This is a genomic window from Terrabacter sp. NPDC080008 (assembly GCF_040702505.1).
Lineage (GTDB): Bacteria > Actinomycetota > Actinomycetes > Actinomycetales > Dermatophilaceae > Terrabacter.
The window spans coordinates 1-23,548 of the sequence record NZ_JBFBLC010000003.1; the positions used below are offsets into that span (position 1 = coordinate 1).

A 23,548-nucleotide genomic window follows, 5' to 3' on the forward strand; every position below is an offset into this window, starting at 1 on the left:
GGTGGGTCTCCCGCTTCTTTCGGGGGGGGGGGGGGGGGGGGGGCCGGGGGCGGGGGGCCCCCCCGCCTGGCACCGGGACCCGGGGGTCACGGGTTGGTGACGCCCGCCGCGGCGTAGTCGTAGTACGAGTAGCCGTTGTTGACGAAGATGTTCGAGACGGTGTCGGGGCGGAACAGCAGGGCCTTGTTCCAGATGCCCGGGATCACCTCGGCGTTCTCCATGACGACCTTGTCGATCTGGCCCCAGATGGCCTCACGCTTGGTCTTGTCGTTCTCCTGCAGCGCCTGGTCCATCAGCTTGTCCACCTCGGGAAGCTTGATGCCGAGGTTGGTGTTGCCGGCCGGACGGATGACGCGGCTGTCGACGATCTGCTGGAGGAAGCCGAAGCCGTCGGGCCAGTCGGCGCCCCAGCTCATCACCATCAGGCCCAGGCCGTTGGCCTTGGCGAAGTCCGGCTTGCCGGCGTACAGCTTGAAGTAGTCACCCTGCGGGTAGCCCTTCAGGCTGGCCTTGATGCCGACCTTGGCGAGAGCCTGCTGCATCGACTCGGCGGCCGCCTTCTCCTTCGGGCGCTCGGGCCGGTAGGAGATGTTGGTCTCGAAGCCGTTGGGCTGACCGCACTTGGCGAGCTCGGCCTTGGCGGACTCCACGTCGCCCTGCGGCTTGGACTTGGCGTTGTAGAGGTCCTGCTCCTGGAAGCCCGGGACGACCGGGGGCAGCAGGCCGGTGGCGATGTCGGCACCGATGTTGCCGCCGTAGGCGCGCTGGTAGCCCGTCTTGTCGTAGGCGAAGATGACGGCCTTGCGGCAGTCGATGTTGTTGAACGGCGGCACGTCGCTGTTGATCTGCGTGTAGCTCGTGCGCGCGCTGACGACGTCGTCGGTCTTGGCCTTGAGGGTCGGGTCGGCGAGGATCTTGCCCTGCGCCTGGGCCTGGACGCCCGTGCCGGCGAGGTCGATGTCGAGGTCACCGGCCATGAGGCGGTTGTCGAGGTCGGTCGCGTTGACGCCGATCTCGACGGTGATCTTGTCGGGCAGCGCCTTGCGGCCGCTGTCCGGGTCGCTCTTCGGGTCGTACTGGTCGTTGCGCACCAGCTCGATGCGCTTGCCCGGCTGATAGACGGAGAACTTGTACGGGCCGGAGGCGATGACGTGCTCCTTGTACTTCGTGCCCGTGTCCTTGGCCGCCGGCACCGGGGAGGTGGCGGGCAGCTGCGCGAAGTAGTCGAAGCCGGCGAACGGCTTGTTCAGGTGGAAGACGATCGTCTTGTCGTCGGGCGTGTCGATCGCCTTGAGGTCGGCGAGGTTCTTGTCCTTGTAGACCGAGTAGTTCGCCGGCACGTTGGCCAGGAAGTCGTTGAAGTACGTCGGCCCGTTGGGGAACGTGTTCTTGTCGAGCTGGCGCGCGACGGCGTACTTGATGTCCTTGCTCGTGATCGGCGTGCCGTCCTCGAACTTGATGCCGTCGCGAAGGGTGTACGTCCACGTCTTGTTGTCGGCGCTCGGCTTGCCGAGGCCGGTGGCGAGGTCGCCGACGAGCTCGTTGCCCTGGTTGCCCGGGGCCGCCTTGAAGGCCACGAGGGTGCGGGCGTAGTTGCGCAGGAAGTCCCACGAGAGGCCGTAGTAGGTGTCACCGGTGTCGACCGAGTCCCAGTCGCTGGTGATGCCGAAGCGGAGCGTGCCGCCCTTCTTGTCGGAGGGTCGGACGATCGAGTTCAGGGCTGCATCGGCGGCCGGCGCCGCACCAGCGCCACCCCCACCGCCGCCGCCGCTCGGGGAGGTGCCCGGGGTCTGGCTGCCGGCGCAGGCAGACAGACCCAGGGCGAGGACGGCCGCGGTCGCGACCGCCATCACGCGTGTGTTCTTCATGACTGGATGCGCTCCTTCTCTCACGGGATGCGGGTGCGGTGGTTACCGCGACCGCGGGTCGAGGGCGTCACGAAGACCGTCCCCGAAGAGGTTGAAGGCCAGGACCGTCACGAAGATCGCGAGGCCGGGCCACACCATGAACCACGGGTCGATCTGGTACCACTGGGCCGCGTCGGAGAGCATGCCTCCCCAGGTGGCCCGAGGGGCCTGGACGCCGACACCGAGGAACGAGAGACCCGCCTCGAAGAGGATGTTGCTGGGAATCAGCAGCGTCGCGTACACGAGGATCGGCGCGACGAGGTTGGGCAGCAGCTCCTTGAACAGGACGTACGGGGTGCGCGCCCCGAGGCTGCGGGCCGCGTCGACGAACTCGCGCTCGCGCAGCGACAGGGTCTGGCCGCGGATGATGCGGCCGATGTAGGGCCAGTTGAAGAAGCCGATGATGAAGATGATCACGGCGATGCGCAGGGAGTCGCCCTTGAGCCCGAAGGCCTCGTCGGGCACGACGCCGGCCAGGGCGAGCGCGAAGACGAGCAGCGGGAAGGCGAGGAAGACGTCCATCGTGCGACTGACGATGGTGTCGACGACGCCACCGAAGTAGGCCGCGACGACGCCGAGGACCGTGCCGATGACGACGGAGAGCAGCGTGGCGAGGAAGGCGATGAGCAGCGAGATCTGCGAGCCGTAGATGACGCGGCTGAAGATGTCGCGGCCGTTGACCGGCTCGAGCCCGTAGAGGAAGTCCCACGACATGCCGCCATAGGGGCCGATCGGGATCTGCGTGTTGGGGTCGATCAGCTCCTGGTGGAAGTCGTTCGGCGGGTGGCCGAGCACGCCGACGATGAGGGGTGCGGCGACGGCGACGACGATGAGGAACAGCACGAAGATGCCACCGCCGAGGGCGACCTTGTCGCGCTTGAGGCGTGACCAGGCGATCTGGCCGAGCGAGCGTCCCTCGATGCGCTTCTCGCCCCGGACCACCGACTCCGGTTGCGCGGTGGCCGCGCCGGGCTCGAGCTCAAGGGGAGTGCTCATGAATGCGCCACCTCCGGGTCGTGGTCGATGCCGGGGGCACGGGTCGGCCGTCCGTCATTGCTTCTGCGGCAGCCGCAAACTACCGCCCCCACGGCCGCGGGCCCCATCATTCAGTGGCCCGACACGGCGGGCAACCAAGTTGGCCGAATCGTGACTCGCCGGAGATATTCCGGTGTCGGGGTGTCCGGAACAGGAGGTTCGCCCGTCGCCTCCCGGCCCGTCGCCTGACTGCCCGTCAGGCGTCCGTCTCGTCGTCGAACCGGCCGAGGACCTGCTCGAGCAGGTCCTCCATGGTGACGAGGCCGAGCGGCCCCGTCGGCCCCGTCGGCCCCGTCGGCCCCGTCGGCCCCGTCGGCCCGTCGACGAGCACGAGCTGCGCGTGCTCGCGCCGCATCAGTGACAGGGCGTCGAGCAGAGACAGCGTCGCGTCGACGTGCAGGGCCGGCGTCGCGACCGCGGAGACGGGGGTGCCGGGCCGGGCCCGCACCACGTCGCGGACGTGCACCACTCCCACGGGCCGCCCGCCGTCGCGGACGACCAGCCGGGAGCGACCGGTCTCGCGGGAGACCGCCTCGGCGTCGGCGCAGCTCACCGCGGCCTCGACCCCGACGGCCCGTTCCATGGGGACGAGCAGCTCGGAGACGGGTGTCGTGTCGAGGTCGATGGCGCCGGCCAGGACGCGGTGCTCGGGCTCGGCGAGCGTGCCGTGGTCCTTGGAGCTGGCGATGAGCAGCTGCAGCTCCTTGGGCCCGTGCACCTGTCCGAGCTCGTCCTGCGGCGTCACGCCGAGGAGCTTCAGGCAGCCGTTGGCGAGCGCGTTGAGCAGCCGCAGCGCCGGCCGCATCAGCCAGGTGAAGGCGCGGAAGGGCAGCGCCAGCAGCACCGCCGAGCGCTCCGGGTGGGCGATGGCCCACGACTTCGGCGCCATCTCCCCGACGACCATGTGGAGGAAGACGACGATGCCCACGGCGAGCACGACGGAGATGACGTATGCGGCCGCGTCGGGCACCCGGGCCACGGTGAACACCGGGGTGAGCAGCTCCGCGACGGCCGGCTTCGCCAGCGACCCGAGGCCGAGGGTGCACAGGGTGATGCCGAGCTGGGCGCCGGCGAGCATGAGCGAGAGCTCGCGACTGCCGCGCACGGCCGCGCGGGCGGCGGTGCTGCCGCGGTCGGCGAGGTCCTCGAGGCGGTGCCGCTTGCTGGCGACGAGGGCGAACTCGGCCGCGACGAAGAAGGCGTTGAGCACGAGCAGGACGACGGACACGAGCAGGGCGGTGGTCATCGGCGGGCCTCCGGCGCTGCAGTCAGGGCGGTGAGCGTCACGCGCACGAGCGAGGGGACGTGACGCTCGACGGTGTCGACGGTGAGGCGCACCGACACGGGCTCGTGCCGGCCCTCGGGCTCGTCGTCGCCGGTGACGCGCTCGACGGCCCGGACCTCGGACACGACCTCACGCACGGCCTCGACGACGACCTCGTCGCCGACGACTGCGGTGCGGCCGAGACGCTCGAGGACCAGGCCGCTCACGGTCGAGTGGCTGTCGTTGCTCGTCAGGCGCAGCTCGGTGGCGGTGTCGAGCTCGTCCAGACGCAGGTGCCCGGGCACGAGCCAGCAGTCGGGACCGCTCTCGACGACGCCCGGGGACGCCACGTCGTCCTCGTCGAGGATCTCGCCGACGACCTCCTCGGCCAGGTCCTCGAACGTCACGACGCCGGCGAAGCCGCCGTGCTCGTCGACGACGACGGCCAGCTGCCGGTGGTCGGCGCGCAGCTGCTCGAGGACCCGGGGGAGTGGTGCGCTCGTGGGAACGACGGTCGCCTCGGCGGCCACGGCTCCCACAGAGGTCACCGACCTCAGCTCGGGCGACACGGACAGCAGCTCGGGGAGGCCTGCGACGCCGACGATGTCGTCCCCGTCACGGCCGGTGACGGGGAATCGGGACCAGCCGGTGTCGAGCAGGTCGACGAGCTGCGTCACGGGCGCGTCGGAGCGGACGGTCGTGACGCGGACGCGAGGCGTCATGACGTCGCCGGCGTCGAGCTCGCGGAAGCGCAGGCCTCCCTCGAGCACCTCGGACAGGTCGTCGTCGAGCAGGCCGCCGGCGTGCGACTCGTCGATGATGCGGGTGAGGTCCTCGGCGGTGGCCCCCTGCTCGAGCTCCTCGACCGGTTCGATGCCGACCTTGCGCAGCAGCGCGGTCGAGGCGCGGTCGAAGAGCCGCACGAGGGGTCCGGCGATGGTGAGGTAGACCAGGGTCGAGCGGCTGAGGGCCCGGGCCAGCGGGACCGTGCGGGCGATCGCGTAGTTCTTGGGGGCCAGCTCGCCGAGCACCATCTGCACGACGGTCGAGAAGACGAGCACGGCGGTGACCGACACGCTCAGCCGGGCGGCATACGGCACGGAGGGGTCGAGCAGGTCGGCGAGACCGGCGCCGACGAGCGGCTCGGAGACGTAGCCGACGAGCAGCGCGGTGACGGTGATCCCGAACTGGGCGGCCGAGAGGGTGAAGGACAGCTGCGAGGTGACGGTGAGCGCGCGTCGGGCGGGCTCGTCGCCCTCGGCGGCCAACTGCGCCAGGGCGTTGCGGTCGACGGCGACGTAGGCGAACTCCTGTGCCACGAAGTAGCCGGTGGCGGCCGTCAGGGCGAGGATCAGGGCGATGCCCAGGGCGATGCCGAGGGCGGTGCTCACGCGTTCACCACCCCGGTGAGCGGGTGGCGGGTCAGGGGCGGCCGGACGTGGTCCGGCCAGGGACTATGGCCCTCCTGTGACTCGCGACGCGAGCCGGACCGTGAGTGCGATCGCATGAGGCGATCCTAAGTCACGTCGCGCGCGACCCTCGGCGAGCCGCCTCCTGGCTGATCTGGTGGGCCAGCTCGACGTCGAGCTGGGTGAGCCCGCCCTCGGAGTGCGTCGAGAGCGCGAAGGTGACGGTGCGCCAGCGGATGTCGATGTCGGGGTGGTGGTCCATGGTCTCCGCCGCTGCCGCCACGTCCTGCACGAGGGCGATGCCCGCCAGGAAGTCCGGGGCCTCGAACGAGGCGCGGATGGTGTCGCCGTCGCGGCGCCAGTCGGGCAGGTCGCCGAGCTGGCGCTCGATCTCCTCGTCGGTGAGTCGTCGTGCCATGCCCTCCAGTAAAACCGCCGACGTATGCCGTCCGCCCGCTCGGTGCCGTGCCTGGCCCCCACCTGTGGCACCATCGACGACGCCATGACCGCCGACTCCCGCACCCCGGTCCGCCTCGTCGTCGGGGCGGCCATCGTCGACGACCTCGAGCGGCCGACCCGGCTGCTCTCGGCGCGGCGCACCGAGCCGTCGGCCCTGGCCGGCGGCTGGGAGCTGCCGGGCGGGAAGGTGGACGACGGCGAGTCGCCGCTGTCGGCCCTGCACCGAGAGGTGCTCGAGGAGCTGGGCGTGCGCATCCGGCTCGGCGCGCACGTGCCCGGGCCGCGCCCAGGCTCCACCTGGCCCCTCGGCGACCGGTACGAGATGCTGGTGTGGCTCGCCGAGGTGGTCGACGGCGACCCGGCGCCCATCGAGGACCACGACGAGCTGCGCTGGCTGCCGCTCGATGACCTGCGCGCCGTCGCCTGGCTGCCCGCCGACCTGCCGATCGTCGAGACCCTGGAGACCCTGCTCCGGCGGCACCGGCCCGACTGACCGAGCACGACCCAATTGCCGCACGACCGGCCTGCCGCACCACCCACCTGCATCACCGCCCACGACGACGTGGTCCGAAGCACCCATAAAACCCTGAGAGACTGAACCTCATGCCCATGAAGACCCGCGCGGACATCCGCAACGTCGCCATCGTCGCTCACGTCGACCACGGCAAGACCACCCTCGTCGACAAGATGCTCTGGCAGTCCGGCGCGTTCGGTGAGCACCAGCACGTCGACGAGCGGGCGATGGACTCCGGTGACCTCGAGCGCGAGAAGGGCATCACCATCCTCGCCAAGAACACCGCGGTGCACTACACGGGCAAGGCGGCCCTCGACCGCGGCCTGACCGACGGCGTCACCATCAACATCATCGACACCCCCGGCCACGCCGACTTCGGCGGCGAGGTCGAGCGCGGCCTGTCCATGGTCGACGGCGTCGTGCTGCTCGTCGATGCCTCCGAGGGCCCGCTGCCGCAGACGCGCTTCGTGCTGCGCAAGGCGCTCGCCGCGAAGATGCCCGTCATCCTCTGCATCAACAAGGTCGACCGCCCCGACTCGCGCATCCCCGAGGTCGTCGACGAGGCGTACGAGCTGTTCATGGACCTCGAGGCCACCGAGGAGCAGATCGACTTCCCGATCGTCTACGCGTCGGCCAAGGCCGGCCGTGCCTCGCTCGAGCGCCCCGGCAACGGCGAGCTGCCGGCAGGCGAGGACCTCGAGGCGCTCTTCGAGACGATCCTCGAGACGATCCCCGCGCCGACCTACGACGACGAGGCGCCCCTGCAGGCGCACGTCACCAACCTCGACGCGTCCAACTTCCTCGGCCGCCTCGCCCTGCTCCGCGTCTTCAACGGCACGATCAAGAAGGGCCAGCAGGTCATGTGGTGCCGCCACGACGGCTCCCAGCAGCGCGTGAAGATCACCGAGCTGCTCATGACCGAGGCCCTCGAGCGCAAGCCCGCCGAGGAGGCCCGCCCGGGCGACATCATCGCCGTCGCCGGCATCCCGGACATCACCATCGGCGAGACCCTCGCCGACCCCGAGAACCCGATCCCGTTGCCGCTCATCACGGTCGACGAGCCCGCGATCTCGATGACCATCGGCACCAACACCAGCCCCATGGTCGGCAAGGTCCGCGGCTCCAAGGTCACCGCCCGCATGGTCAAGGACCGCCTCGACAAGGAGCTCATCGGCAACGTGTCGCTGCGCATCCTGCCGACCGAGCGCCCGGACGCCTGGGAGGTCCAGGGCCGTGGCGAGCTCGCGCTCGCGATCCTCGTCGAGCAGATGCGGCGCGAGGGCTACGAGCTGACCGTCGGCAAGCCGCAGGTGGTCACGCGCGAGATCGACGGCAAGGTGCACGAGCCGGTCGAGCGCCTCACCATCGACACCCCCGAGGAGTTCCTCGGCGCGATCACGCAGATCATGGCCGCCCGCAAGGGCCGCATGGAGCAGATGACCAACCACGGCACCGGCTGGATCCGGATGGAGTTCCTCGTGCCGAGCCGTGGCCTCATCGGCTTCCGCACCGAGTTCCTCACCGAGACCCGTGGCACGGGCATCGCCCACCACGTCTTCGAGGACTACGAGCCGTGGTTCGGCACCATCACCACGCGCACGAGCGGCTCGCTGGTCTCCGACCGCAAGGGCGTCGTCACCTCGTACGCGATGGTCAACCTCCAGGAGCGCGGTGTCCTCTTCGTCGAGCCGACCACCGAGGTCTACGAGGGCATGATCGTCGGCGAGAACTCCCGCGCCGACGACATGGACGTCAACATCACCAAGGAGAAGAAGCTCACCAACGTGCGCGCCTCCTCCTCGGACAACTTCGAGAAGATCGTGCCGCCACGCAAGCTCAGCCTCGAGCAGAGCCTCGAGTTCTGCCGCGAGGACGAGTGCGTCGAGGTGACGCCCGAGTCGGTCCGCATCCGCAAGGTCGTCCTCGACGCCGGCGAGCGCGCCCGCACAGCCTCTCGCGCGCGGTCGGCGGCGAAGGCCGAAGGCTGACCGACCCGTGCCTGTCGTGGGCCGGTGGGGACGCGGTGGAAGCGGTGGAAGCGGTGCGGGACACGGGGTCGTGCGCGGGTTCCGGCGCTCGGTGACCGTCGCGGCCGGGGCTGCCCTGCTGGCAGTCGCCGCCGCGGCGTGCTCGTCGGCGCCGGCCCCCTCCTCGACCCCGCAGGCGGCCGGCACGGCCTCGTCCTCCGCTGCGGCGCAGCCGCAGCGCGGGGGCACGCTGCAGGTGCTCGTCTCGGGCACCATCGCGACCTGGGACCCGCAGCAGATGTACGTGGGCCCGGAGGCGTTCTTCGCCCAGCGCACCTTCGCACGCGGCCTGACGGCATACGGCACGGGCGCGCACCAGCGCGACATCCAGGCCGACCTCGCGACCGACACGGGCCGCCCGGCCGACGGGGGCCGCACCTGGTCCTTCACCCTGCGGCCCGGCGTCACCTGGCAGGACGGCTCGGCGATCACCTGCGAGGACGTGCGACACGGTGTCGCGCGCACGTTCGACCGGCGCACGCACGTGAACGGCACCAACTACGCGAGCTACCTGCTCGCCATGCCGACGGCCGTCACGCCCGAGGGCGTCGAGAAGCCGGTCTACGCCGGACCGGGTGACACGGCGCACCAGGCCGACTTCGACCGCGCCGTGTCGTGCTCGGGGCGCACCGTCACCTTCCGGCTGCGCGACCCCGAGCCGGACTTCCCGCACATCGTGGCCCTGCCGGAGTTCGCGCCCCACAAGGCCTCCGCGGACCCCAAGAACGACGACAAGGCGTCGTATGCCGTCCTGTCGAGCGGGCCCTACCGCCTCCAGGGCGCGTGGAAGGTCGGGCAGGGCGGCACGTTCGTGCGCAACGAGCACTGGGACCGGCGCACCGACCCGATCCGTCAGGCCTACCCCGACACGATCAAGGTCAGCTCGGGCCTGGGCGAGTCGACGGTGATCCAGCGCCTGCTCAACCAGCAGGACGAGGACGCCTACGCCGTCTCCTGGGTGCAGGCGAGCCCGACGCTGCGCAACCAGGCGGGCACCGCGCTGCAAGCGCGGCTCACGTTCCCCTACACCGGCAACGTCGACTACCTCGCGGTCAACATGCGCAGCAAGGTCATGGCCGACCCGGCGGTGCGCAAGGCGCTGGCCCTGTCGACCAACCGGGCCACCTACGTCACCGCGACCGGCGGCGAGGGGGCAGGCACTCCCACGTGGTCGCTGCTGTCGCCCGCCGTCGACCCGCACTCGGTCGACGTCCCGCCGGGCGCGAGCGTCGAGGGCGACCCCGAGGCTGCCCGCCGCGTGCTCCAGCAGGCCGGGGTGCGACTGCCGGTGCGCCTGCGCGTCGTCTACGCCCGCTCGGTGCTCGGCGACAAGGCGTACGCGTCCCTCGCCGCCGGCTGGGAGCGCGCGGGCTTCCAGGTCGAGCTGACCGGGGTGGCCCCGGAGGAGTACTACGAGACCATCGAGAAGCCCACGTCGGTCTCCTCCTACGACCTGTTCCGCGGAGCGTGGACCCCGGACTGGCCCTCGGCCGGCAGCGTCCTGCCGGCGCTGTTCGACCCGCGCATCAACCTCGACTCGTCGGGGCCGGGCCAGGACGTCGGCTACTTCAGCGACGACGGCGTCAACGCGCTGTTCGACAGGGCCGACACGACGCCGGAGCCCAAGGCCCGCGAGAGCGTGTGGCGCCAGGCGGACCGCACCATCCGCGACCAGGGCGGCTACATCGCCCTCGCGGCCACCAAGGCGCTCTACCTGCACGGCGCCGGCGTCACCGCGTACGAGGACCACCAGGTCGGCGGCATCGTCGACCTCGCCACCGTCGCCGTACGCTGACCGAGAGGATCCTCCGTGCCCCGCCTGCTCTTCGTGCACGCCCACCCCGACGACGAGACGCTGACGTGCGGCATCACGATGGCGCACCACGTGGCGCGAGGGGACGAGGTGCACGTGCTGACGTGCACGCTCGGTGAGGAGGGCGAGGTCATCCCCCCGGGGCTCGCGCACCTCGAGGGCGACCCTGACGACCCGCTCGGGCCCTACCGCCACGGTGAGCTGGGCCGGGCCCTGTCCCGGCTGGGGGTCACGGGGCACGTGCTCGGCGCCGACCCGGGGGAGGGGCGCCTCTCGCGCTTCCGCGACTCCGGCATGGCCGGGTCGGCCGCCGCCGCGCGGCCCGAGGCCTTCGCCGCCGCCGACCTCGACCTCCTCGGCACACTCGTCGCCGACGTCGTGCGCGAGCTGCAGCCCGATGTCGTCGTCACCTACGACGAGCACGGTGGCTACCGGCACCCCGACCACGTCCAGGCGCACCGAGCGACCCGCCGGGCCCTGCAGCTGCTCGCGGACCCGGAGCTGCCGCGGCGCACCTACGAGATCCTCACGCCGCTCGGCTGGGCCCGCGAGGACCGGGCGTGGCTGCAGGCGGCCGAGACCGCCCTGCTCGACACGACGTCCTGGTGGGGGGAGCAGGAGCTCGGGACCGACTCGCCTGCGGCGCCGAGCCTGCGGGTGCCCGCCACGGACGACGCGTTCCCGCCCTCGGTCGTCGACGACGACCTCGTCAGCCACGTCGTCATTGATGACGCCGCGCGCGCGGCCAAGAACGACGCGCTGCGGGCGCACGCGACGCAGGTGATCGTGGCCTCCGAGGACGTGCACGCCCTGTCCAACCTGGTCGCCGCACGCACCACGGCGCGCGAGGGCTTCCGACAGGTCGAGCCCCGCACGTGGCAGCCGACCGGACGCCGCGGGGCGGACCTGCTGGACTGAGCCGCCGGCCCGGCACCAGGAGGCGGCGCCGGCCGACACCACCCCGCGGAGGGCTCCGCCTCGCAGGATTCGGCCGCCCGAGCCGCTACCGTCGTGCCACCTGACACCACGCACGGAGAGCGCATGTCCGACGACTGGCACGACGACCCTCGCCGCGAGCGGCGCTCGACCGTGCTGCGGCTGCTGACGGCGACCGTGGTGCTCGGCGGTGGATACGCGGGCCTGTGCGCCTGGTCGGCGCAGCACGCGCCGGCCACCGCGTCGATCGGCGGCATCCAGGTCGGCGGCATGACCGAGGACGCCGCTCGGGCGGCCGTCGAGCGAGGAACGCGCTCGCTGCTCGCCACCCCGATCGCCCTGACCGTGCCCGGCCGCGCGCAGCCGGTCCAGGTGGTGCCGAAGGATGCCGGCCTCGGCGTGGACGTGGACGGCTCGCTGGACGGTCTCGTCGGCTTCACGCTGGACCCGCGGCTCATCTGGGGCAAGCTGACCGGCACGGTCCGCGGCTCGCTGCTGACCCGGGCCGACGACGACGCCCTGACGGCGTACCTCCAGCGGATCGCGCCCACGCTCGCCGTGGCTCCGGTCGAGGGCCGCGTGACCTTCCCCGGCGGATCGGTGTCGGTCGACCTGCCCGAGTCGGGACACACCCTCGACGTCGCCGCGACGAAGCTCGCCCTGCGCAGGGCGTTCCCGGACTCCACCTCGGCCACGGCCGCCCTGCGTGAGACCGCGCCGCGGGTCGATGCGGAGACGGTGCAGCGGGTCGCCTCGCAGTTCGGCAGCACCGCCATGTCGCGCCCGCTCACGCTCGTGTCCGGACCGACCAAGGTGCTGCTCTCGCCGGCCGACTACGCCCCGATGGTCTCGGTCGTGCCGGACGCGTCAGGCGGCCTGGCTCCGCACTTCGACGAGCGCGGCCTGGCGCGACTGGTCGCCGGCAAGGTCAAGGTGTCGACGCGGGCGGCGAGCAGTGCCCGCTGGGTGTTCGAGCCGAACAACGGCAAGCCGAAGCTCGTCCCCTCCGTCGACGGCCTCGTCGTCGACGAGGCGGCCCTGGGCAAGCGGGTCGTCGCCGCCATCTCCGGCGCCGACCGCACGGTCGACCTGAGCCCGGCGGTGGCGCAACCGCCCTTCACCACCCAGGACGCGCAGCTGGCCGGGGTCACGAGCCTCGTCGTGGACTTCCGCTCGCCGTTCCCGACCGACGACCCCACCCGCACCAAGAACCTCGTCGTCGCGACCGGCCGCATCAACGGCACCTACGTCCCGCCCGGAGGGACCTTCAGCCTCAACGGCATCCTCGGGGAACGCACGGAGGACAAGGGGTATGCCGACGGCACCGTCATCATCGACGGGCGCCTGACGCGCGGCACGGGTGGCGGCATCAGCCAGGTCTCGACCGTCGTCTACAACCTCGCCTACTTCGCCGGGGCGCACTTCCTCGAGTTCAGCCCGCACGCCTTCTTCATCCCGCGCTACCCCGAGGGCCGCGAGGCCACCGTCTACTGGCCGACCCTCGACAACAAGTGGAAGAACGACACCCCGCACGGGATGCTGCTGCAGACCTGGGTCGAGGGCGGCTTCGTCCACGGCCGGGTGTGGAGCACCAAGACGTGGGACATCACCTCGGTCAAGGGGCCGCGGCGAAATGTCGTGCCGCCCAAGACGATTCGCAGCGACAGCCTCAAGTGCTACCCGCAGCAGCCCAACCCCGGCTTCGACGTCACGGTGACGCGCGAGTGGCGCCGCCCCGGGTCACCCGAGCTGGTGAGGTCCGAGCCGGTGACCACGCACTACGTGCCCGAGGACCACATCGTGTGCACCAACCCGAAGGCCACGCCCCCGTGAGCCCGCGTCAGGAAGCCGGGCGCGCGAGGTAGGCGTACTCGTGGTGCACCGTGAAGCCGAGGCTTCGCCAGAACGCCACGCCGGCGGTGTTGTCCGCCGAGACCTGCAGGTAGATCGCCGGCATGTTGTTCTCGCGGGCGACCATCGCCACCGCCGAGACGATCGTGGAGCCGAGGCCCTCGTGGCGGTGGTCGGGATGCACCCACAGCCCGAAGATGCCCGCCCAGCCTGGGTGGATCGCCATGCGCGCCAGCGCGATGATCCGCCGGCTCTGCGGGTCGCTCACCGAGAGGAACAGCTGGCCCTCGCTGCCGGTCAGCACGGCCTCGGTGACGCCCGGCACGATGGTGCGCTGCTCGCCGTAGGTCATCAGCCACTCGAGCTTGAGCTCGGCGTCCGCCGTCACCGGGACCGACTGCTCGGTCAGCGGCGGCACCGCGGCCGACAGGCCGGTCATGACGAGCACCCGCTCCCACTGCTCGCGGCCGCCGCCGACGGTGTAGCCGCGCTCGAGCAGGGCCGCCGCGGCGGGAGCCGCGGCCAGGTCGGAGCCCGCCGGTCCGTGGACCTGGAAGAGCGGCGGGAGCCCGCGGTCGGCGTACCACCGCTCGACGAAGTCGATCGCCTTGTCGACCGGCAGGCTCGGATCGCCCACGACGAGCGCGGAGTTCGCCCGGCCGGTGAAGCCCTCGGCGGCCCGAAGGACCCAGTCGCCGAGGCCTCCCTGGTCGACCGCCTGCCAGCCCTTGGCCATGACCCTCTCGAGGTCGTCGGCCGAGACACGCTCGTGCGCGCGTCCGGGGCGGCTCGCCGGCGGAGGCACGTCCTTGGCCGCGATGACGTCGGCGCGGATCAGCTTGACCCGCTCGGTCTTGGTGTCGACGACCAGGAAGTCGTCGTTGCGGGCCACGAGCTCGCCGAGGAAGTCGGTGGCCGCCGCGCCGGACTCGTCCCCCTCCTGGAGCCGGTACCGCACGACGACGCGGCCCCCGACGGTGAGTCCGGCGGTCAGCCGGTGGCCCGTGGTGCCCCGCAGGGGATCGCCAGTCATGTCCGGCATACTAGGTGGTGCAGCATCCGCCCTCGAACGGCCACAGCAGGAGGCCCGCAACCCATGACCTACGTCATCGCCCAGCCATGCGTCGACCTGAAGGACCGGGCCTGCATCGAGGAGTGTCCGGTCGACTGCATCTACGAGGGCAAGCGATCGCTCTACATCCACCCCGACGAGTGCGTCGACTGCGGTGCCTGTGAGCCGGTCTGCCCGGTGGAGGCGATCTACTACGAGGACGACGTCCCCGAGCAGTGGGCCGACTACTACAACGCCAACGTCGAGTTCTTCAACGACCTCGGCAGCCCCGGCGGCGCGGCCAAGCTCGGCGTCATCGACAAGGACCACCCGCTCATCGAGGCGCTGCCCCCGCAGGAACACGCGGAGTGACCACGCCCGTCGTGCCCCGTCGCGGGCTCGACCTGCCGGACTTCCCCTGGGACTCGCTCGCGCCGTACAAGGCGCGAGCGGTCGCACATCCGGACGGCATCGTCGACCTGTCCGTCGGCACCCCGGTCGACCCGACGCCCGAGCTCGTACGCCGCGCGCTGGCCGAGGCGGCCGACGCCCCGGGCTACCCGCTGACGGTCGGCACCGCCGACCTGCGTGCCGCCATCTGCGAGTGGTTCGAGCGGCGCCGCGGTGTGCCCGGGCTCGGTCCGGACGCCGTGCTGCCGACCATCGGGAGCAAGGAGCTCGTCGCCTGGCTGCCGACGATCCTCGGGCTGCGCGCCGGTGACGTGGTCGGCGTGCCGGCCGTCGCCTACCCGACCTACGACATCGGGGCCCGCATCGCCGGGGCCACCGCGGTCGTGGCCCAGTCGCTCACCAGCCTCGGCCCCCTGACGGCGGCCACCACCCCGAAGCTGCTGTGGCTCAACAGCCCCGGCAACCCCAACGGCCAGGTGCTCGGGGTCGAGCACCTGCGCAAGGTCGTGACGTGGGCCCGCGAGCACGGCGTCGTCGTCGCCAGCGACGAGTGCTACGCCGAGCTGGACTGGCGCGAGGGGCAGGTCGGCACCTCGACGCCGAGCATCCTGCACCCCGATGTCTGCGGCGACTCCCACGAGGGCCTGCTGGCCGTCTACTCGCTGTCCAAGCAGTCCAACCTGGCCGGCTACCGCGCCGCCTTCGTCGCCGGCGACCCGGCGCTCGTCGCTGCCGTCCTGGCGGTGCGCAAGCACGCCGGCATGATCATGCCCACCCCGGTGCAGCACGCCATGGCGGTCGCCCTGCGCGACGACACCCACGTCGAGACGCAGCGGACGGCATACGCCCGCAGGCGTGAGCAGCTGCTCGCCGCGGTCGCGCGCGCGGGGCTGCGCGTCGACCACTCCGAGGCGGGGCTCTACCTGTGGGCCACCCGCGAGGAAGACTGCTGGACAACGGTTTCCGAGCTCGCCGACCGCGGCATCCTCGTCGCTCCGGGGTCGTTCTACGGCGCCGCGGGCCAGCGGCACGTCCGCATCGCGCTCACGGCCACGGACGAGCGGATCGCCGCGGCCTGCTCACGGCTCTGAGGGCTCTCGACACGCCCCGATATCCACCTGCTCGTCCCGGCTCGGGTGCTAGGGGCTGTTTCGACCCCGGCCAGACGCTGGGGTAACGTCGCTCGCGGATATGTCCGGCGACTGTTGTGCCGGAACGACAGAAGGCGAGGAACAGTGACGAAGGCAGTGGACGCGACACTCAAGGTCGCAGACAAGGAACTCACCTTCCCGGGTGTCGGTGCGGTCGAGGGCAATGACGGGCTCGGGGTGGGGTCCCTGCTGAAGGAGACCGGCCTCGTCACCTACGACGTCGGCTTCGTCAACACCGCCTCGTGCAAGAGCGCGATCACCTACATCGACGGCGACCAGGGCATCCTGCGCTACCGCGGCTACCCGATCGCGGAGCTGGCCGAGAAGTCGACGTTCGTCGAGGTCGCCTACCTGCTCATCTACGGCGAGCTGCCGACCCCCGAGGAGCTGACGCGCTTCGAGGACTCCATCCGCCGGCACACGATGCTGCACGAGGACCTCCGCGCGTTCTTCAACGGCTTCCCGCGCGACGCGCACCCGATGCCGGTGCTCAGCTCGGCCGTCTCGGCGCTCGGCACGTTCTACCAGGACAGCCTCGACCCCTTCGACCAGGAGCAGGTCGAGATCTCGACCGTCCGCCTCCTCGCCAAGCTGCCGACCATCGCGGCCATGGCGCACAAGAAGAGCGTCGGCCAGCCGTACATGTACCCCGACAACTCGCTGTCGTTCGTCGAGAACTTCCTGCGGATGACGTTCGGCTACCCCGTCGAGCCCTACGAGGTCGACCCGACCGTCGCCAAGGCGCTCGACCTGCTGTTCATCCTGCACGCCGACCACGAGCAGAACTGCTCCACCTCGACGGTCCGCCTCGTCGGCTCGGCCCACGCGAACCTCTTCAACTCGGTCTCTGCCGGCATCCACGCCCTCTCCGGCCCGCTGCACGGCGGCGCCAACCAGGCCGTCCTCGAGATGCTCGGCAAGCTCCACGAGTCGGGCGACGACCCGAAGAAGTTCATGGAGAAGGTCAAGAACAAGGAGGACGGTGTCCGCCTCATGGGCTTCGGACACCGCGTCTACAAGAACTACGACCCGCGCGCGGCGATCATCAAGAAGGCCGCCGACGACATCCTCGAGAAGCTGGGCCACAACGACCCGCTGCTCGAGATCGCCAAGGGCCTCGAGGAGATCGCCCTGGCCGACGACTACTTCGTCGAGCGCAAGCTCTACCCGAACGTCGACTTCTACACCGGCCTGATCTACAAGGCCATGGGCTTCGAGTCGAAGATGTTCACCGTGCTCTTCGCCATCGGCCGCCTGCCGGGCTGGATCGCCCAGTGGCGCGAGATGATGCACGACCCGGAGACGAAGATCGGCCGTCCGCGCCAGATCTACACCGGCGAGCCGGAGCGCAGCTACCCGGCCTGATCCCCGGTCACACGCTTCACCCGTCGAAGGCCCCGAACCGGCTCACCGGTTCGGGGCCTTCGCCGTTCCCGTTCGTCGTTCGCGGTCACGGTCGGGCCGTCCGGTGTCGGTGCCGGTGGGCCGGTGCGTGCTCGGCGGTGCTGGTCGGCCGGTGCCGGTCAGCCCAGGCGGATCGTGACGGTCGTGCCGTCGCTGCCGGAGGACCAGCCCTGGTCACCGGAGCTGCGGTCCCACGCCCGGTCGCCGACGGTGACCTTGGTGGCGCCGTAGGCGTCGGCCCGCGCGACGGCCCACTGGGCCACGGCCCAGGCGGCCGTCGTCGAGGGGGCCGTGACGGTGAGGGAGCCGGCGCCGGCGCGGACGCTGGTCACGCCCATCTGCTCGGCCAGGTCGCCGGCGACGCGCTTCGGGGAGGCAGCGGCGCCCTTGACGGCGTCGAGCCGGCAGGTGAGGCCGCCGGGGGAGTGGCCCGTGAGCGTGGAGGCGAGCACGCGGCCCTGGCTCTCGTGGTCGCGGTAGGCCTCGGGGAAGCCGCTCTTCTGCACCTGCTGGGCGATCTTGGTGATGTCGGCCGTCTCGTAGCCCTTGTACTTCTGGAGCGCGTCGTAGAACGCGTTGGTCGCGTGCACGGGATCGAGGATCTGCTCCGCAGTGCCCCAGCCCTGGCTCGGCCGCTGCTGGAAGAGTCCGAGCGAGTCCCGGTCGCCGAAGCGCAGGTTGCGGATCTTCGACTCCTGGAACGCCGTCGTGAGGGCGATGGTCGCAGCCCGCGGGGGCATCTGCCGCTTGACGGCCAGCGCGGCGATGAGAGCGGCGTTGCCGGTCTGCTCGGGGTCGAACGTCTCGGTCATGCCGGCGGCCGTGATGGTGCACTTCGGGCTGATCACGCTGCTCACCAGCTGCCGCCCCCCGAACCAGCCGCCGACCACCACGACCACGAGCACGAGGAGGAGGGCCAGGCGACGGCGCCGACGCACGGCAGGCCGCTGCCGGGAGCGGGCGGCGGCCGGACGGGGGCGGGTGGTGGGCATGAGGTCCTTCGGGGTTCCGGCTGGGGGTGAGCCGGTCGGGGCCTGGTCGGTCAGTCGTTCGCGTGGAGCGCGTCGTTGAGGGTGATGCCCGTCCCCTTGCGGTCGCGGGCCTCGACGGCACCCGTCACGCTGTTGCGGAGGAACAGGATGTTGCTGGAACCCGAGAGCTCCCTGGCCTTGACCACGGAGCCGTCCGGCAGCGTCACCTTGGTCCCTGCGGTCACGTAGAGGCCGGCCTCGACGACGCAGTCGTCGCCGAGTGCGATGCCGATGCCGCCGTTGGCCCCGACGAGACAACGCTCGCCGATGCGTACGCGTTCCGTGCCGCCCCCCGAGAGCGTGCCCATGATCGAGGCGCCGGCGCCGATGTCGGACCCGTCGCCCACGACGACGCCCTGCACGATGCGGCCCTCGACCATGGAGGTGCCGAGCGTGCCGGCGTTGAAGTTGCAGAAGCCCTCGTGCATGACGGTGGTGCCGGGCGAGAGGTGCGCGCCGAGCCGGACCCGGTCGGCGTCGGCGATGCGGACGCCCTGGGGCACGACGTAGTCGGTCATCCGCGGGAACTTGTCGACCCCGAAGACGGAGACGTGCTGGCCGGAGGTGCGCAGCCGCATCCGGGTCTGCTCGAAGCCCTCGACGGGGCAGGCGCCGAGGCTGGTCCACACGAGGTTGGGCAGGACGCCGAAGATGCCGTCGAGGTTGAGGGTGTTGGGCTGGACGAGGCAGTAGGAGAGCAGGTGCAGGCGCAGGTAGGCGTCGGGGGCGTCGGCCGGGGCGGCATCGAGGTCGATCTCGACGAGCCGCACCTCGCTCCGCACCCGGCGCACGGTGTCCGGGCCGGCGAGGGACGCCAGCCCCGCGGGCTCAGCGGCGTCAGCGGGCGCCGTGCCCAGCGCCGGCTGCGGGAACCACGTGTCGAGCACCTGCCCGTCGTCGCTGATCGTCGTCAGTCCGTGTCCCCATGCGCTGCGCTCCGACATGGCCGAAAGGATATGGGTCACCGGCGACGCCTGCGAAACGCGGCTCACGCCCCGGGCGCCTCCCGACACGCCTGGCCCTTCCCACCTGCGGCTAGCCTTCCCCGTATGCCGACCACGCCGCAGACCGACCAGCCGACCCCCGCCGGCGCCGACGCGACGACCGGGAGTGGTGGCGCACCCGGAGCCGACGGCGACGTGGTCCTGGACCTCGCGTCGGACGTCACCACGCTGACGGCCGCCGTCTGCGACGTCGAGTCGGTCAGCCACGGTGAGGCACAGCTCGCCGACGCCATCGAGGCGGCGCTGCGGCCGCTCGGGCACCTCGAGGTCACGCGCGACGGCAACACGGTCGTCGCCCGCACCTCCCTCGGCCGGTCCGAGCGGGTCGTCCTCGCCGGTCACATCGACACCGTCCCGCTCACGTCGGTGCCCAACCTGCCGACCCGGCAGGTCAACGGAGAGCTGTGGGGCCGTGGCACGGTCGACATGAAGGGCGGCGTGGCCGTCATGCTCCGGGTCGCCGCGCAGCTGCGGGAGCCGAACCGCGACCTCACCTTCCTCTTCTACGAGTGCGAGGAGATCGAGGCGGCCCACAATGGGCTGGCCCGCCTCGCTCAGACACAGCCGCAGCTGCTCGAGGGCGACTTCGCGGTCCTGCTCGAGCCCACCGACGGCGGCATCGAGGGTGGCTGCAAGGGCACGCTGCGCGTCGAGGTCGTCACGAAGGGCATCGCGGCCCACTCGGCCCGGCCGTGGAAGGGCCACAACGCCATCCACGACGCGGCCACCGTCCTCTCCCGCCTGACCGCCTACGAGGCCGAGACGGTCACCGTCGACGGGCTCGACTACCACGAGGCCCTGCAGGCCGTGGGCATCAGCGGTGGCATCGCCGGCAACGTCGTGCCCGACTCGTGCACCGTCACGGTCAACTACCGCTACGCCCCCGACAAGGACACCGAGCAGGCTCTGGCCCACGTGCGCCAGGTCTTCGACGGCTTCGACGTGGAGCTCACCGACGCCGCAGACGGCGCGCGCCCGGGGCTCCAGCTGCCCGCCGCCAAGGCGTTCATCGAGGCGCTCGGGGTGCCGGTGCGTCCCAAGGAGGGCTGGACCGACGTCGCGCGCTTCTCGGCGCTGGGCATCCCGGCGGTCAACTACGGCCCGGGCGACCCGAACCTCGCGCACATGGACGACGAGCGCTGCCCCGTCGAGCAGTACACGCAGGCCGAGGCCGCCATGCTGCGGTGGCTCGCCTGACCTCTGCGCATAGGGTGGCGCTGTGACGACCGAACCGCAGCCCGTGCCCGTCACCCCCGGGTCGCCTGGCACCAACGGGACCCACGGCAACTCAAGGCGCACCCGCCGGCAGACCGGCCCGGTGACCCTGCGTGGGCACAAGGTGCCGTCCACCACGACCGACCAGCGACTGCTCGAGCGGCGCCAGCGCACCGACTGGCTGCACGCCGACCCGTGGCGCGTCATGCGCATCCAGTCCGAGTTCGTCGAGGGCTTCGGGACCCTCTCGGAGCTCGGGCCCGCGGCGGCGGTGTTCGGCTCGGCGCGCACGAGACCCGACGACCCGGCATACGCCATGGGGGTCGAAGTGGGGAGGCTGCTGGCCGAGGCGGGCTTCGCCGTGATCACCGGCGGAGGGCCCGGCGCCATGGAGGCGGCCAACAAGGGCGCGTACGAGGCCGACGGCACGTCGGTGGGGCTCGGCATCGAGCTGCCCTTCGAGACCGGGCTCAACGAGTACGTCGACCTCGGCATCAACTTCCGCTACTTCTTCGCCCGCAAGGTCATGTTCCTCAAGTACTCGCGCGGCTTCATCGTGCTGCCCGGGGGCTTCGGCACGCTCGACGAGCTCTTCGAGGCGGTGACGCTCGCGCAGACCCAGAAGGTGACCGAGTTCCCCGTCGTGCTCATGGGCGTCGCCTACTGGCAGGGCCTGCTCGACTGGCTTCGCGACACCGTGCTCGAGGGCGGCATGATCGGGCCTGCCGACCTCGACCGCCTGATCCTCACCGACGACCCGAGCGAGGCGGTCCAGGTCATCCGCACCTACGAGGAGCGCCACCGGTGAAGTGGTTCATCCTCTTCGTCGGCGTCATCGTCGTGTGCCTCGTCGTGGCGCTCATCCTGGGGCTCGCCGGAGGCGGCCTGGGGCGCCCGACCTCCTCGCTCTCACACGAGCCGCTGCCCGACGAGCCGATCCACGACTCCGACTTCGACGACCTCGTCTTCGACGTGGGCCTGCGCGGCTATCGGATGAGCCAGGTCGACGGTGTCGTCGACCGGCTGCGGCGCGAGCTGCGCGAGAAGGACGAGGAGATCGCCGTGCTGCGCGGTGAGCCGTCGCGCGACGACGACTCGCCCGATGAGTGAGCTGCTGACTCTCCGTCCTCGGCGCGTCTTCGTCGCCTGGGTGCTGGCGATCTATGCCCTGACGCGCGTCGTGTCGACCACCGTCCTGCTCGTCGTCATGCAGCACCAGGTGCCGAGCGGGATGACCGGCGGCGACGACGTGCCCGTCAGCTACTTCCCGTTCACGGCCCTCTGGGACGGGCAGTGGTACCAGATCATCGCGGACCAGGGCTATCCCTCACCGCTGCCCCGCTCCGAGGGCGGCTCCGTCGAGCAGAACGCGTGGGCGTTCTACCCGCTCTTCCCGCTTCTCGCCCGGGTGGGCATGGCGCTCACCGGGATCAGCTTCCCGGCGGTCGGCTCCACCATCGCGGTGCTGTGCGGCGCGGGTGCCGCGGTGCTGATGGGGCTGCTGCTGCGCGAGCGCATCGGCGACCCCGCGGCGTACCTCGTCGTCGCGCTGTGGGCCCTCTTCCCGGCGTCGGTGACGCTGCAGCTCGCCTACACCGAGTCACTCGCGATGCTGCTGCTCGTCGCCTACCTCTACGCCCTGGCGAAGGAGCGCTGGCTGGTCGCGACAGCCGTGGCGCTGCTGCTGGGGCTCTCGAGACCCATCGCGGTCCCGCTCGGCATCGTGACACTGGTCGTGGTCGTGCTGCGGTGGCGCCGACGGCGCGACCGTCCGATCTCCACGAGCACGTATGCGGCCATGGCTGCCGCGCTCATCGGCTGCGGGGTGGCGGGGCTGCTCTGGCCCGCGATCGCGTGGTGGCGCACCGGGGTCCGCTCCGCCTACACCGACACGATGGCGACCTGGCGTGGCTCCGGCGGCCTCGAGCCCTTCCAGCCCTGGAGGGAGGGCCTGTCGGCCTTCGTGTTCGGTGACACGTGGGGCCCGGTGATGGTCTACGCGCTGCCGCTGGTCCTCGTCGCGATGGTGGCCGGACCTTGGGCGCGCAATCTCGGCGCCGACCTGCGCACGTGGTCGCTGGCCTACCCGGTGTACTTCACCGCCGGCATCAACACGTTCACCAGCGTCTACCGCTACCTGGTGCCGCTCTTCCCGCTGCTCGTGGTGCTGCTGGGCGCCGGCTGGGCCGACCGGCGCGGCAACGGCTGGAAGCGGCTGCTGTGGCGTTTCGTGCCGCTGGCGGTGCTCTGCGTCGTGGGGCAGTACTACTGGACCGACATCCTCTGGCGCTTCATCCCCCCGAGCGACTACCCGCCGTGACGCAGGCGGGGCCGCACGCGGTCGGCTGAGGACGCCGGCATCGGACAGCGTTCTGTTGCAGATGGTGCTGCGTCCGCTGGCCCCAGGACGCCAGCTGGCGCAGCACCATGCGGCACCGCACGGTGCGAAGGAGGGCTCAAATGGCCGCGCGGACGCCGCCGAAAGCACCGGGGTCCGTGGCGAGGCGATCACAGGAGCGCGCGTCCCAGAGCGGCGGGCCGCAGCGTGCGCCTGCTCGACTCGCCGCAGCTGCCTCGCCGGATCACGCCTCAGCGCTTCGGGGGTCACGCCGAGCACCACGACCCGGGCCGTTGAGAGGTCCGATCCGGCGGCCACGGTCGCGTCCCAGTCGAGCCCGTCGGCATGGAACTGCCGGGACTGCACCAGCACGGCCATGCCGACGTCGTCGAACCACACGTCGGGCGACGTCAGCTGCGCCCCCGAAGGGCCGGTGAGAACCGGATTGGCCATGGGCTCGGGCAGGGTGGGGGAGGTCCGGATGAGCGCGAGCAGGTCCGACTCCGGAACGGACCACGCGCCTGACGCCGCCTCGTCGAGCAGGCGTCTCAGCCTCTGGGAGCCCGGCCGTCCGCGGGCGTCGACCCAGTGCTCCAGATCGTCCAGCCTCACCATGCGTCGCTGCACGGCCTCGAGCACGATGCCCCGGGCTCCCTGCTCGTCCGGCGCGTTGGATGCCGCGTCGATCACCGCCCTCGGGAGGCACCCGAGTCGCAAGGGACCTCGCT

The 23,548-nt window shown here is 71.4% G+C and carries 20 protein-coding genes; 12 read left to right on the forward strand and 8 right to left on the reverse strand.

Translation table 11 applies throughout. The annotated features are described in order from the left end of the window. Positions 1-86: 86 nt before the first annotated feature. The 5 genes from AB0316_RS10235 to AB0316_RS10255 form a co-directional block, all read right to left on the reverse strand. On the reverse strand, positions 87-1,868 hold the full coding sequence (locus AB0316_RS10235) for an ABC transporter substrate-binding protein (protein WP_366272872.1): 1,782 nt from the start codon (positions 1,866-1,868) through the stop codon (positions 87-89). A gap of 42 nt (positions 1,869-1,910) precedes the next feature. After that, positions 1,911-2,903, reverse strand: coding sequence for an ABC transporter permease (locus AB0316_RS10240; protein WP_366272874.1), 993 nt, complete (start codon positions 2,901-2,903; stop codon positions 1,911-1,913). A 235-nt stretch (positions 2,904-3,138) separates the two neighbouring features. Then, positions 3,139-4,188 carry a hemolysin family protein gene (locus tag AB0316_RS10245; protein ID WP_366272876.1) on the reverse strand — a complete coding sequence of 350 codons (1,050 nt, stop codon included), beginning with the start codon at positions 4,186-4,188 and terminating at the stop codon, positions 3,139-3,141. After that, positions 4,185-5,597, reverse strand: a complete 1,413-nt coding sequence (locus AB0316_RS10250; RefSeq protein ID WP_366272878.1) for a CNNM domain-containing protein — start codon at positions 5,595-5,597, stop codon at positions 4,185-4,187. The genes AB0316_RS10245 and AB0316_RS10250 overlap by 4 nt, the downstream gene beginning before the upstream one ends. A gap of 130 nt (positions 5,598-5,727) precedes the next feature. Continuing rightward, the gene (locus tag AB0316_RS10255) at positions 5,728-6,033 is read right to left on the reverse strand and encodes a 4a-hydroxytetrahydrobiopterin dehydratase (RefSeq protein ID WP_366272880.1); all 306 of its coding nucleotides are present in this window, start codon (positions 6,031-6,033) and stop codon (positions 5,728-5,730) included. Between the two features lie 84 nt (positions 6,034-6,117). On the opposite strand from AB0316_RS10255, the gene AB0316_RS10260 reads away from it, so the two are divergent. The 5 genes from AB0316_RS10260 to AB0316_RS10280 all read left to right on the forward strand — a co-directional run bounded on the left by AB0316_RS10260 (position 6,118) and on the right by AB0316_RS10280 (position 13,197). Then, positions 6,118-6,567, forward strand: coding sequence for a (deoxy)nucleoside triphosphate pyrophosphohydrolase (locus AB0316_RS10260; RefSeq protein ID WP_366272882.1), 450 nt, complete (start codon positions 6,118-6,120; stop codon positions 6,565-6,567). A 110-nt stretch (positions 6,568-6,677) separates the two neighbouring features. After that, a complete protein-coding gene (gene typA, locus AB0316_RS10265; RefSeq protein ID WP_366272884.1) occupies positions 6,678-8,576 on the forward strand; it encodes a translational GTPase TypA in 1,899 nt (632 codons plus the stop codon). Between the two features lie 70 nt (positions 8,577-8,646). Continuing rightward, positions 8,647-10,410: an ABC transporter substrate-binding protein gene (locus AB0316_RS10270; RefSeq protein ID WP_366272886.1), complete on the forward strand. Its 1,764-nt coding sequence runs from the start codon at positions 8,647-8,649 to the stop codon at positions 10,408-10,410. Positions 10,411-10,425: 15 nt separating this feature from the next. After that, positions 10,426-11,346, forward strand: coding sequence for an N-acetyl-1-D-myo-inositol-2-amino-2-deoxy-alpha-D-glucopyranoside deacetylase (mshB, locus tag AB0316_RS10275; RefSeq protein ID WP_366272888.1), 921 nt, complete (start codon positions 10,426-10,428; stop codon positions 11,344-11,346). Positions 11,347-11,469: 123 nt separating this feature from the next. Continuing rightward, the gene (locus AB0316_RS10280) at positions 11,470-13,197 is read left to right on the forward strand and encodes a VanW family protein (RefSeq protein ID WP_366272890.1); all 1,728 of its coding nucleotides are present in this window, start codon (positions 11,470-11,472) and stop codon (positions 13,195-13,197) included. A gap of 7 nt (positions 13,198-13,204) precedes the next feature. Here the strand turns inward: AB0316_RS10280 and AB0316_RS10285 are convergent, their stop codons facing one another. After that, positions 13,205-14,248 carry a GNAT family N-acetyltransferase gene (locus AB0316_RS10285; protein WP_366272891.1) on the reverse strand — a complete coding sequence of 348 codons (1,044 nt, stop codon included), beginning with the start codon at positions 14,246-14,248 and terminating at the stop codon, positions 13,205-13,207. Positions 14,249-14,311: 63 nt separating this feature from the next. Here AB0316_RS10285 and fdxA point away from each other — a divergent pair, with 63 nt between their 5' ends. The 3 genes from fdxA (at position 14,312) to AB0316_RS10300 (ending at position 17,193) form a co-directional block, all read left to right on the forward strand. Then, positions 14,312-14,638 (forward strand): ferredoxin, encoded by a 327-nt coding sequence (gene fdxA / locus AB0316_RS10290; RefSeq protein ID WP_142177036.1) that lies wholly within the window; start codon positions 14,312-14,314, stop codon positions 14,636-14,638. Then, entirely contained in the window at positions 14,635-15,768 is a 1,134-nt protein-coding gene (gene dapC, locus AB0316_RS10295) for a succinyldiaminopimelate transaminase (RefSeq protein ID WP_366272894.1), read from the forward strand. Before fdxA ends, dapC begins: the two co-directional genes overlap by 4 nt. A gap of 144 nt (positions 15,769-15,912) precedes the next feature. Further along, positions 15,913-17,193, forward strand: a complete 1,281-nt coding sequence (locus AB0316_RS10300) for a citrate synthase (protein ID WP_366272896.1) — start codon at positions 15,913-15,915, stop codon at positions 17,191-17,193. Positions 17,194-17,351: 158 nt separating this feature from the next. Here AB0316_RS10300 and AB0316_RS10305 read toward each other — a convergent pair whose 3' ends face one another. Both AB0316_RS10305 and dapD read right to left on the reverse strand, forming a co-directional pair. Continuing rightward, positions 17,352-18,224, reverse strand: a complete 873-nt coding sequence (locus AB0316_RS10305; RefSeq protein ID WP_366272898.1) for a hypothetical protein — start codon at positions 18,222-18,224, stop codon at positions 17,352-17,354. A gap of 50 nt (positions 18,225-18,274) precedes the next feature. After that, the gene (gene dapD / locus AB0316_RS10310; protein ID WP_366272900.1) at positions 18,275-19,207 is read right to left on the reverse strand and encodes a 2,3,4,5-tetrahydropyridine-2,6-dicarboxylate N-succinyltransferase; all 933 of its coding nucleotides are present in this window, start codon (positions 19,205-19,207) and stop codon (positions 18,275-18,277) included. A gap of 105 nt (positions 19,208-19,312) precedes the next feature. On the opposite strand from dapD, the gene dapE reads away from it, so the two are divergent. The 4 genes from dapE to AB0316_RS10330 all read left to right on the forward strand — a co-directional run bounded on the left by dapE (position 19,313) and on the right by AB0316_RS10330 (position 22,802). After that, complete coding sequence (gene dapE / locus AB0316_RS10315; protein WP_366272902.1) at positions 19,313-20,464, forward strand: succinyl-diaminopimelate desuccinylase; 1,152 nt, start codon at positions 19,313-19,315, stop codon at positions 20,462-20,464. A gap of 142 nt (positions 20,465-20,606) precedes the next feature. Beyond that, a complete protein-coding gene (locus AB0316_RS10320; protein ID WP_366273336.1) occupies positions 20,607-21,290 on the forward strand; it encodes a TIGR00730 family Rossman fold protein in 684 nt (227 codons plus the stop codon). After that, positions 21,287-21,592, forward strand: a complete 306-nt coding sequence (locus AB0316_RS10325; protein WP_366272904.1) for a cell division protein DivIVA — start codon at positions 21,287-21,289, stop codon at positions 21,590-21,592. Before AB0316_RS10320 ends, AB0316_RS10325 begins: the two co-directional genes overlap by 4 nt. Next, the gene (locus AB0316_RS10330) at positions 21,585-22,802 is read left to right on the forward strand and encodes a hypothetical protein (RefSeq protein ID WP_366272906.1); all 1,218 of its coding nucleotides are present in this window, start codon (positions 21,585-21,587) and stop codon (positions 22,800-22,802) included. Before AB0316_RS10325 ends, AB0316_RS10330 begins: the two co-directional genes overlap by 8 nt. The last annotated feature ends 746 nt before the right edge of the window (positions 22,803-23,548 follow it).

Excerpts from the sequence above, each read along its gene's own strand:
- AB0316_RS10305 (WP_366272898.1), bottom strand. The coding sequence starts at position 18,224 with ATGCCCACCACCCGCCCCCGTCCGGCCGCCGCCCGCTCCCGGCAGCGG.
- dapE (WP_366272902.1), top strand. The coding sequence starts at position 19,313 with ATGCCGACCACGCCGCAGACCGACCAGCCGACCCCCGCCGGCGCCGAC.
- AB0316_RS10240 (WP_366272874.1), bottom strand. The coding sequence starts at position 2,903 with ATGAGCACTCCCCTTGAGCTCGAGCCCGGCGCGGCCACCGCGCAACCG.
- AB0316_RS10260 (WP_366272882.1), top strand. The coding sequence starts at position 6,118 with ATGACCGCCGACTCCCGCACCCCGGTCCGCCTCGTCGTCGGGGCGGCC.
- AB0316_RS10285 (WP_366272891.1), bottom strand. The coding sequence starts at position 14,248 with ATGACTGGCGATCCCCTGCGGGGCACCACGGGCCACCGGCTGACCGCC.
- AB0316_RS10280 (WP_366272890.1), top strand. The coding sequence starts at position 11,470 with ATGTCCGACGACTGGCACGACGACCCTCGCCGCGAGCGGCGCTCGACC.
- AB0316_RS10330 (WP_366272906.1), top strand. The coding sequence starts at position 21,585 with ATGAGTGAGCTGCTGACTCTCCGTCCTCGGCGCGTCTTCGTCGCCTGG.
- fdxA (WP_142177036.1), top strand. The coding sequence starts at position 14,312 with ATGACCTACGTCATCGCCCAGCCATGCGTCGACCTGAAGGACCGGGCC.
- AB0316_RS10255 (WP_366272880.1), bottom strand. The coding sequence starts at position 6,033 with ATGGCACGACGACTCACCGACGAGGAGATCGAGCGCCAGCTCGGCGAC.
- AB0316_RS10245 (WP_366272876.1), bottom strand. The coding sequence starts at position 4,188 with ATGACCACCGCCCTGCTCGTGTCCGTCGTCCTGCTCGTGCTCAACGCC.
- typA (WP_366272884.1), top strand. The coding sequence starts at position 6,678 with ATGCCCATGAAGACCCGCGCGGACATCCGCAACGTCGCCATCGTCGCT.
- AB0316_RS10235 (WP_366272872.1), bottom strand. The coding sequence starts at position 1,868 with ATGAAGAACACACGCGTGATGGCGGTCGCGACCGCGGCCGTCCTCGCC.
- dapD (WP_366272900.1), bottom strand. The coding sequence starts at position 19,207 with ATGTCGGAGCGCAGCGCATGGGGACACGGACTGACGACGATCAGCGAC.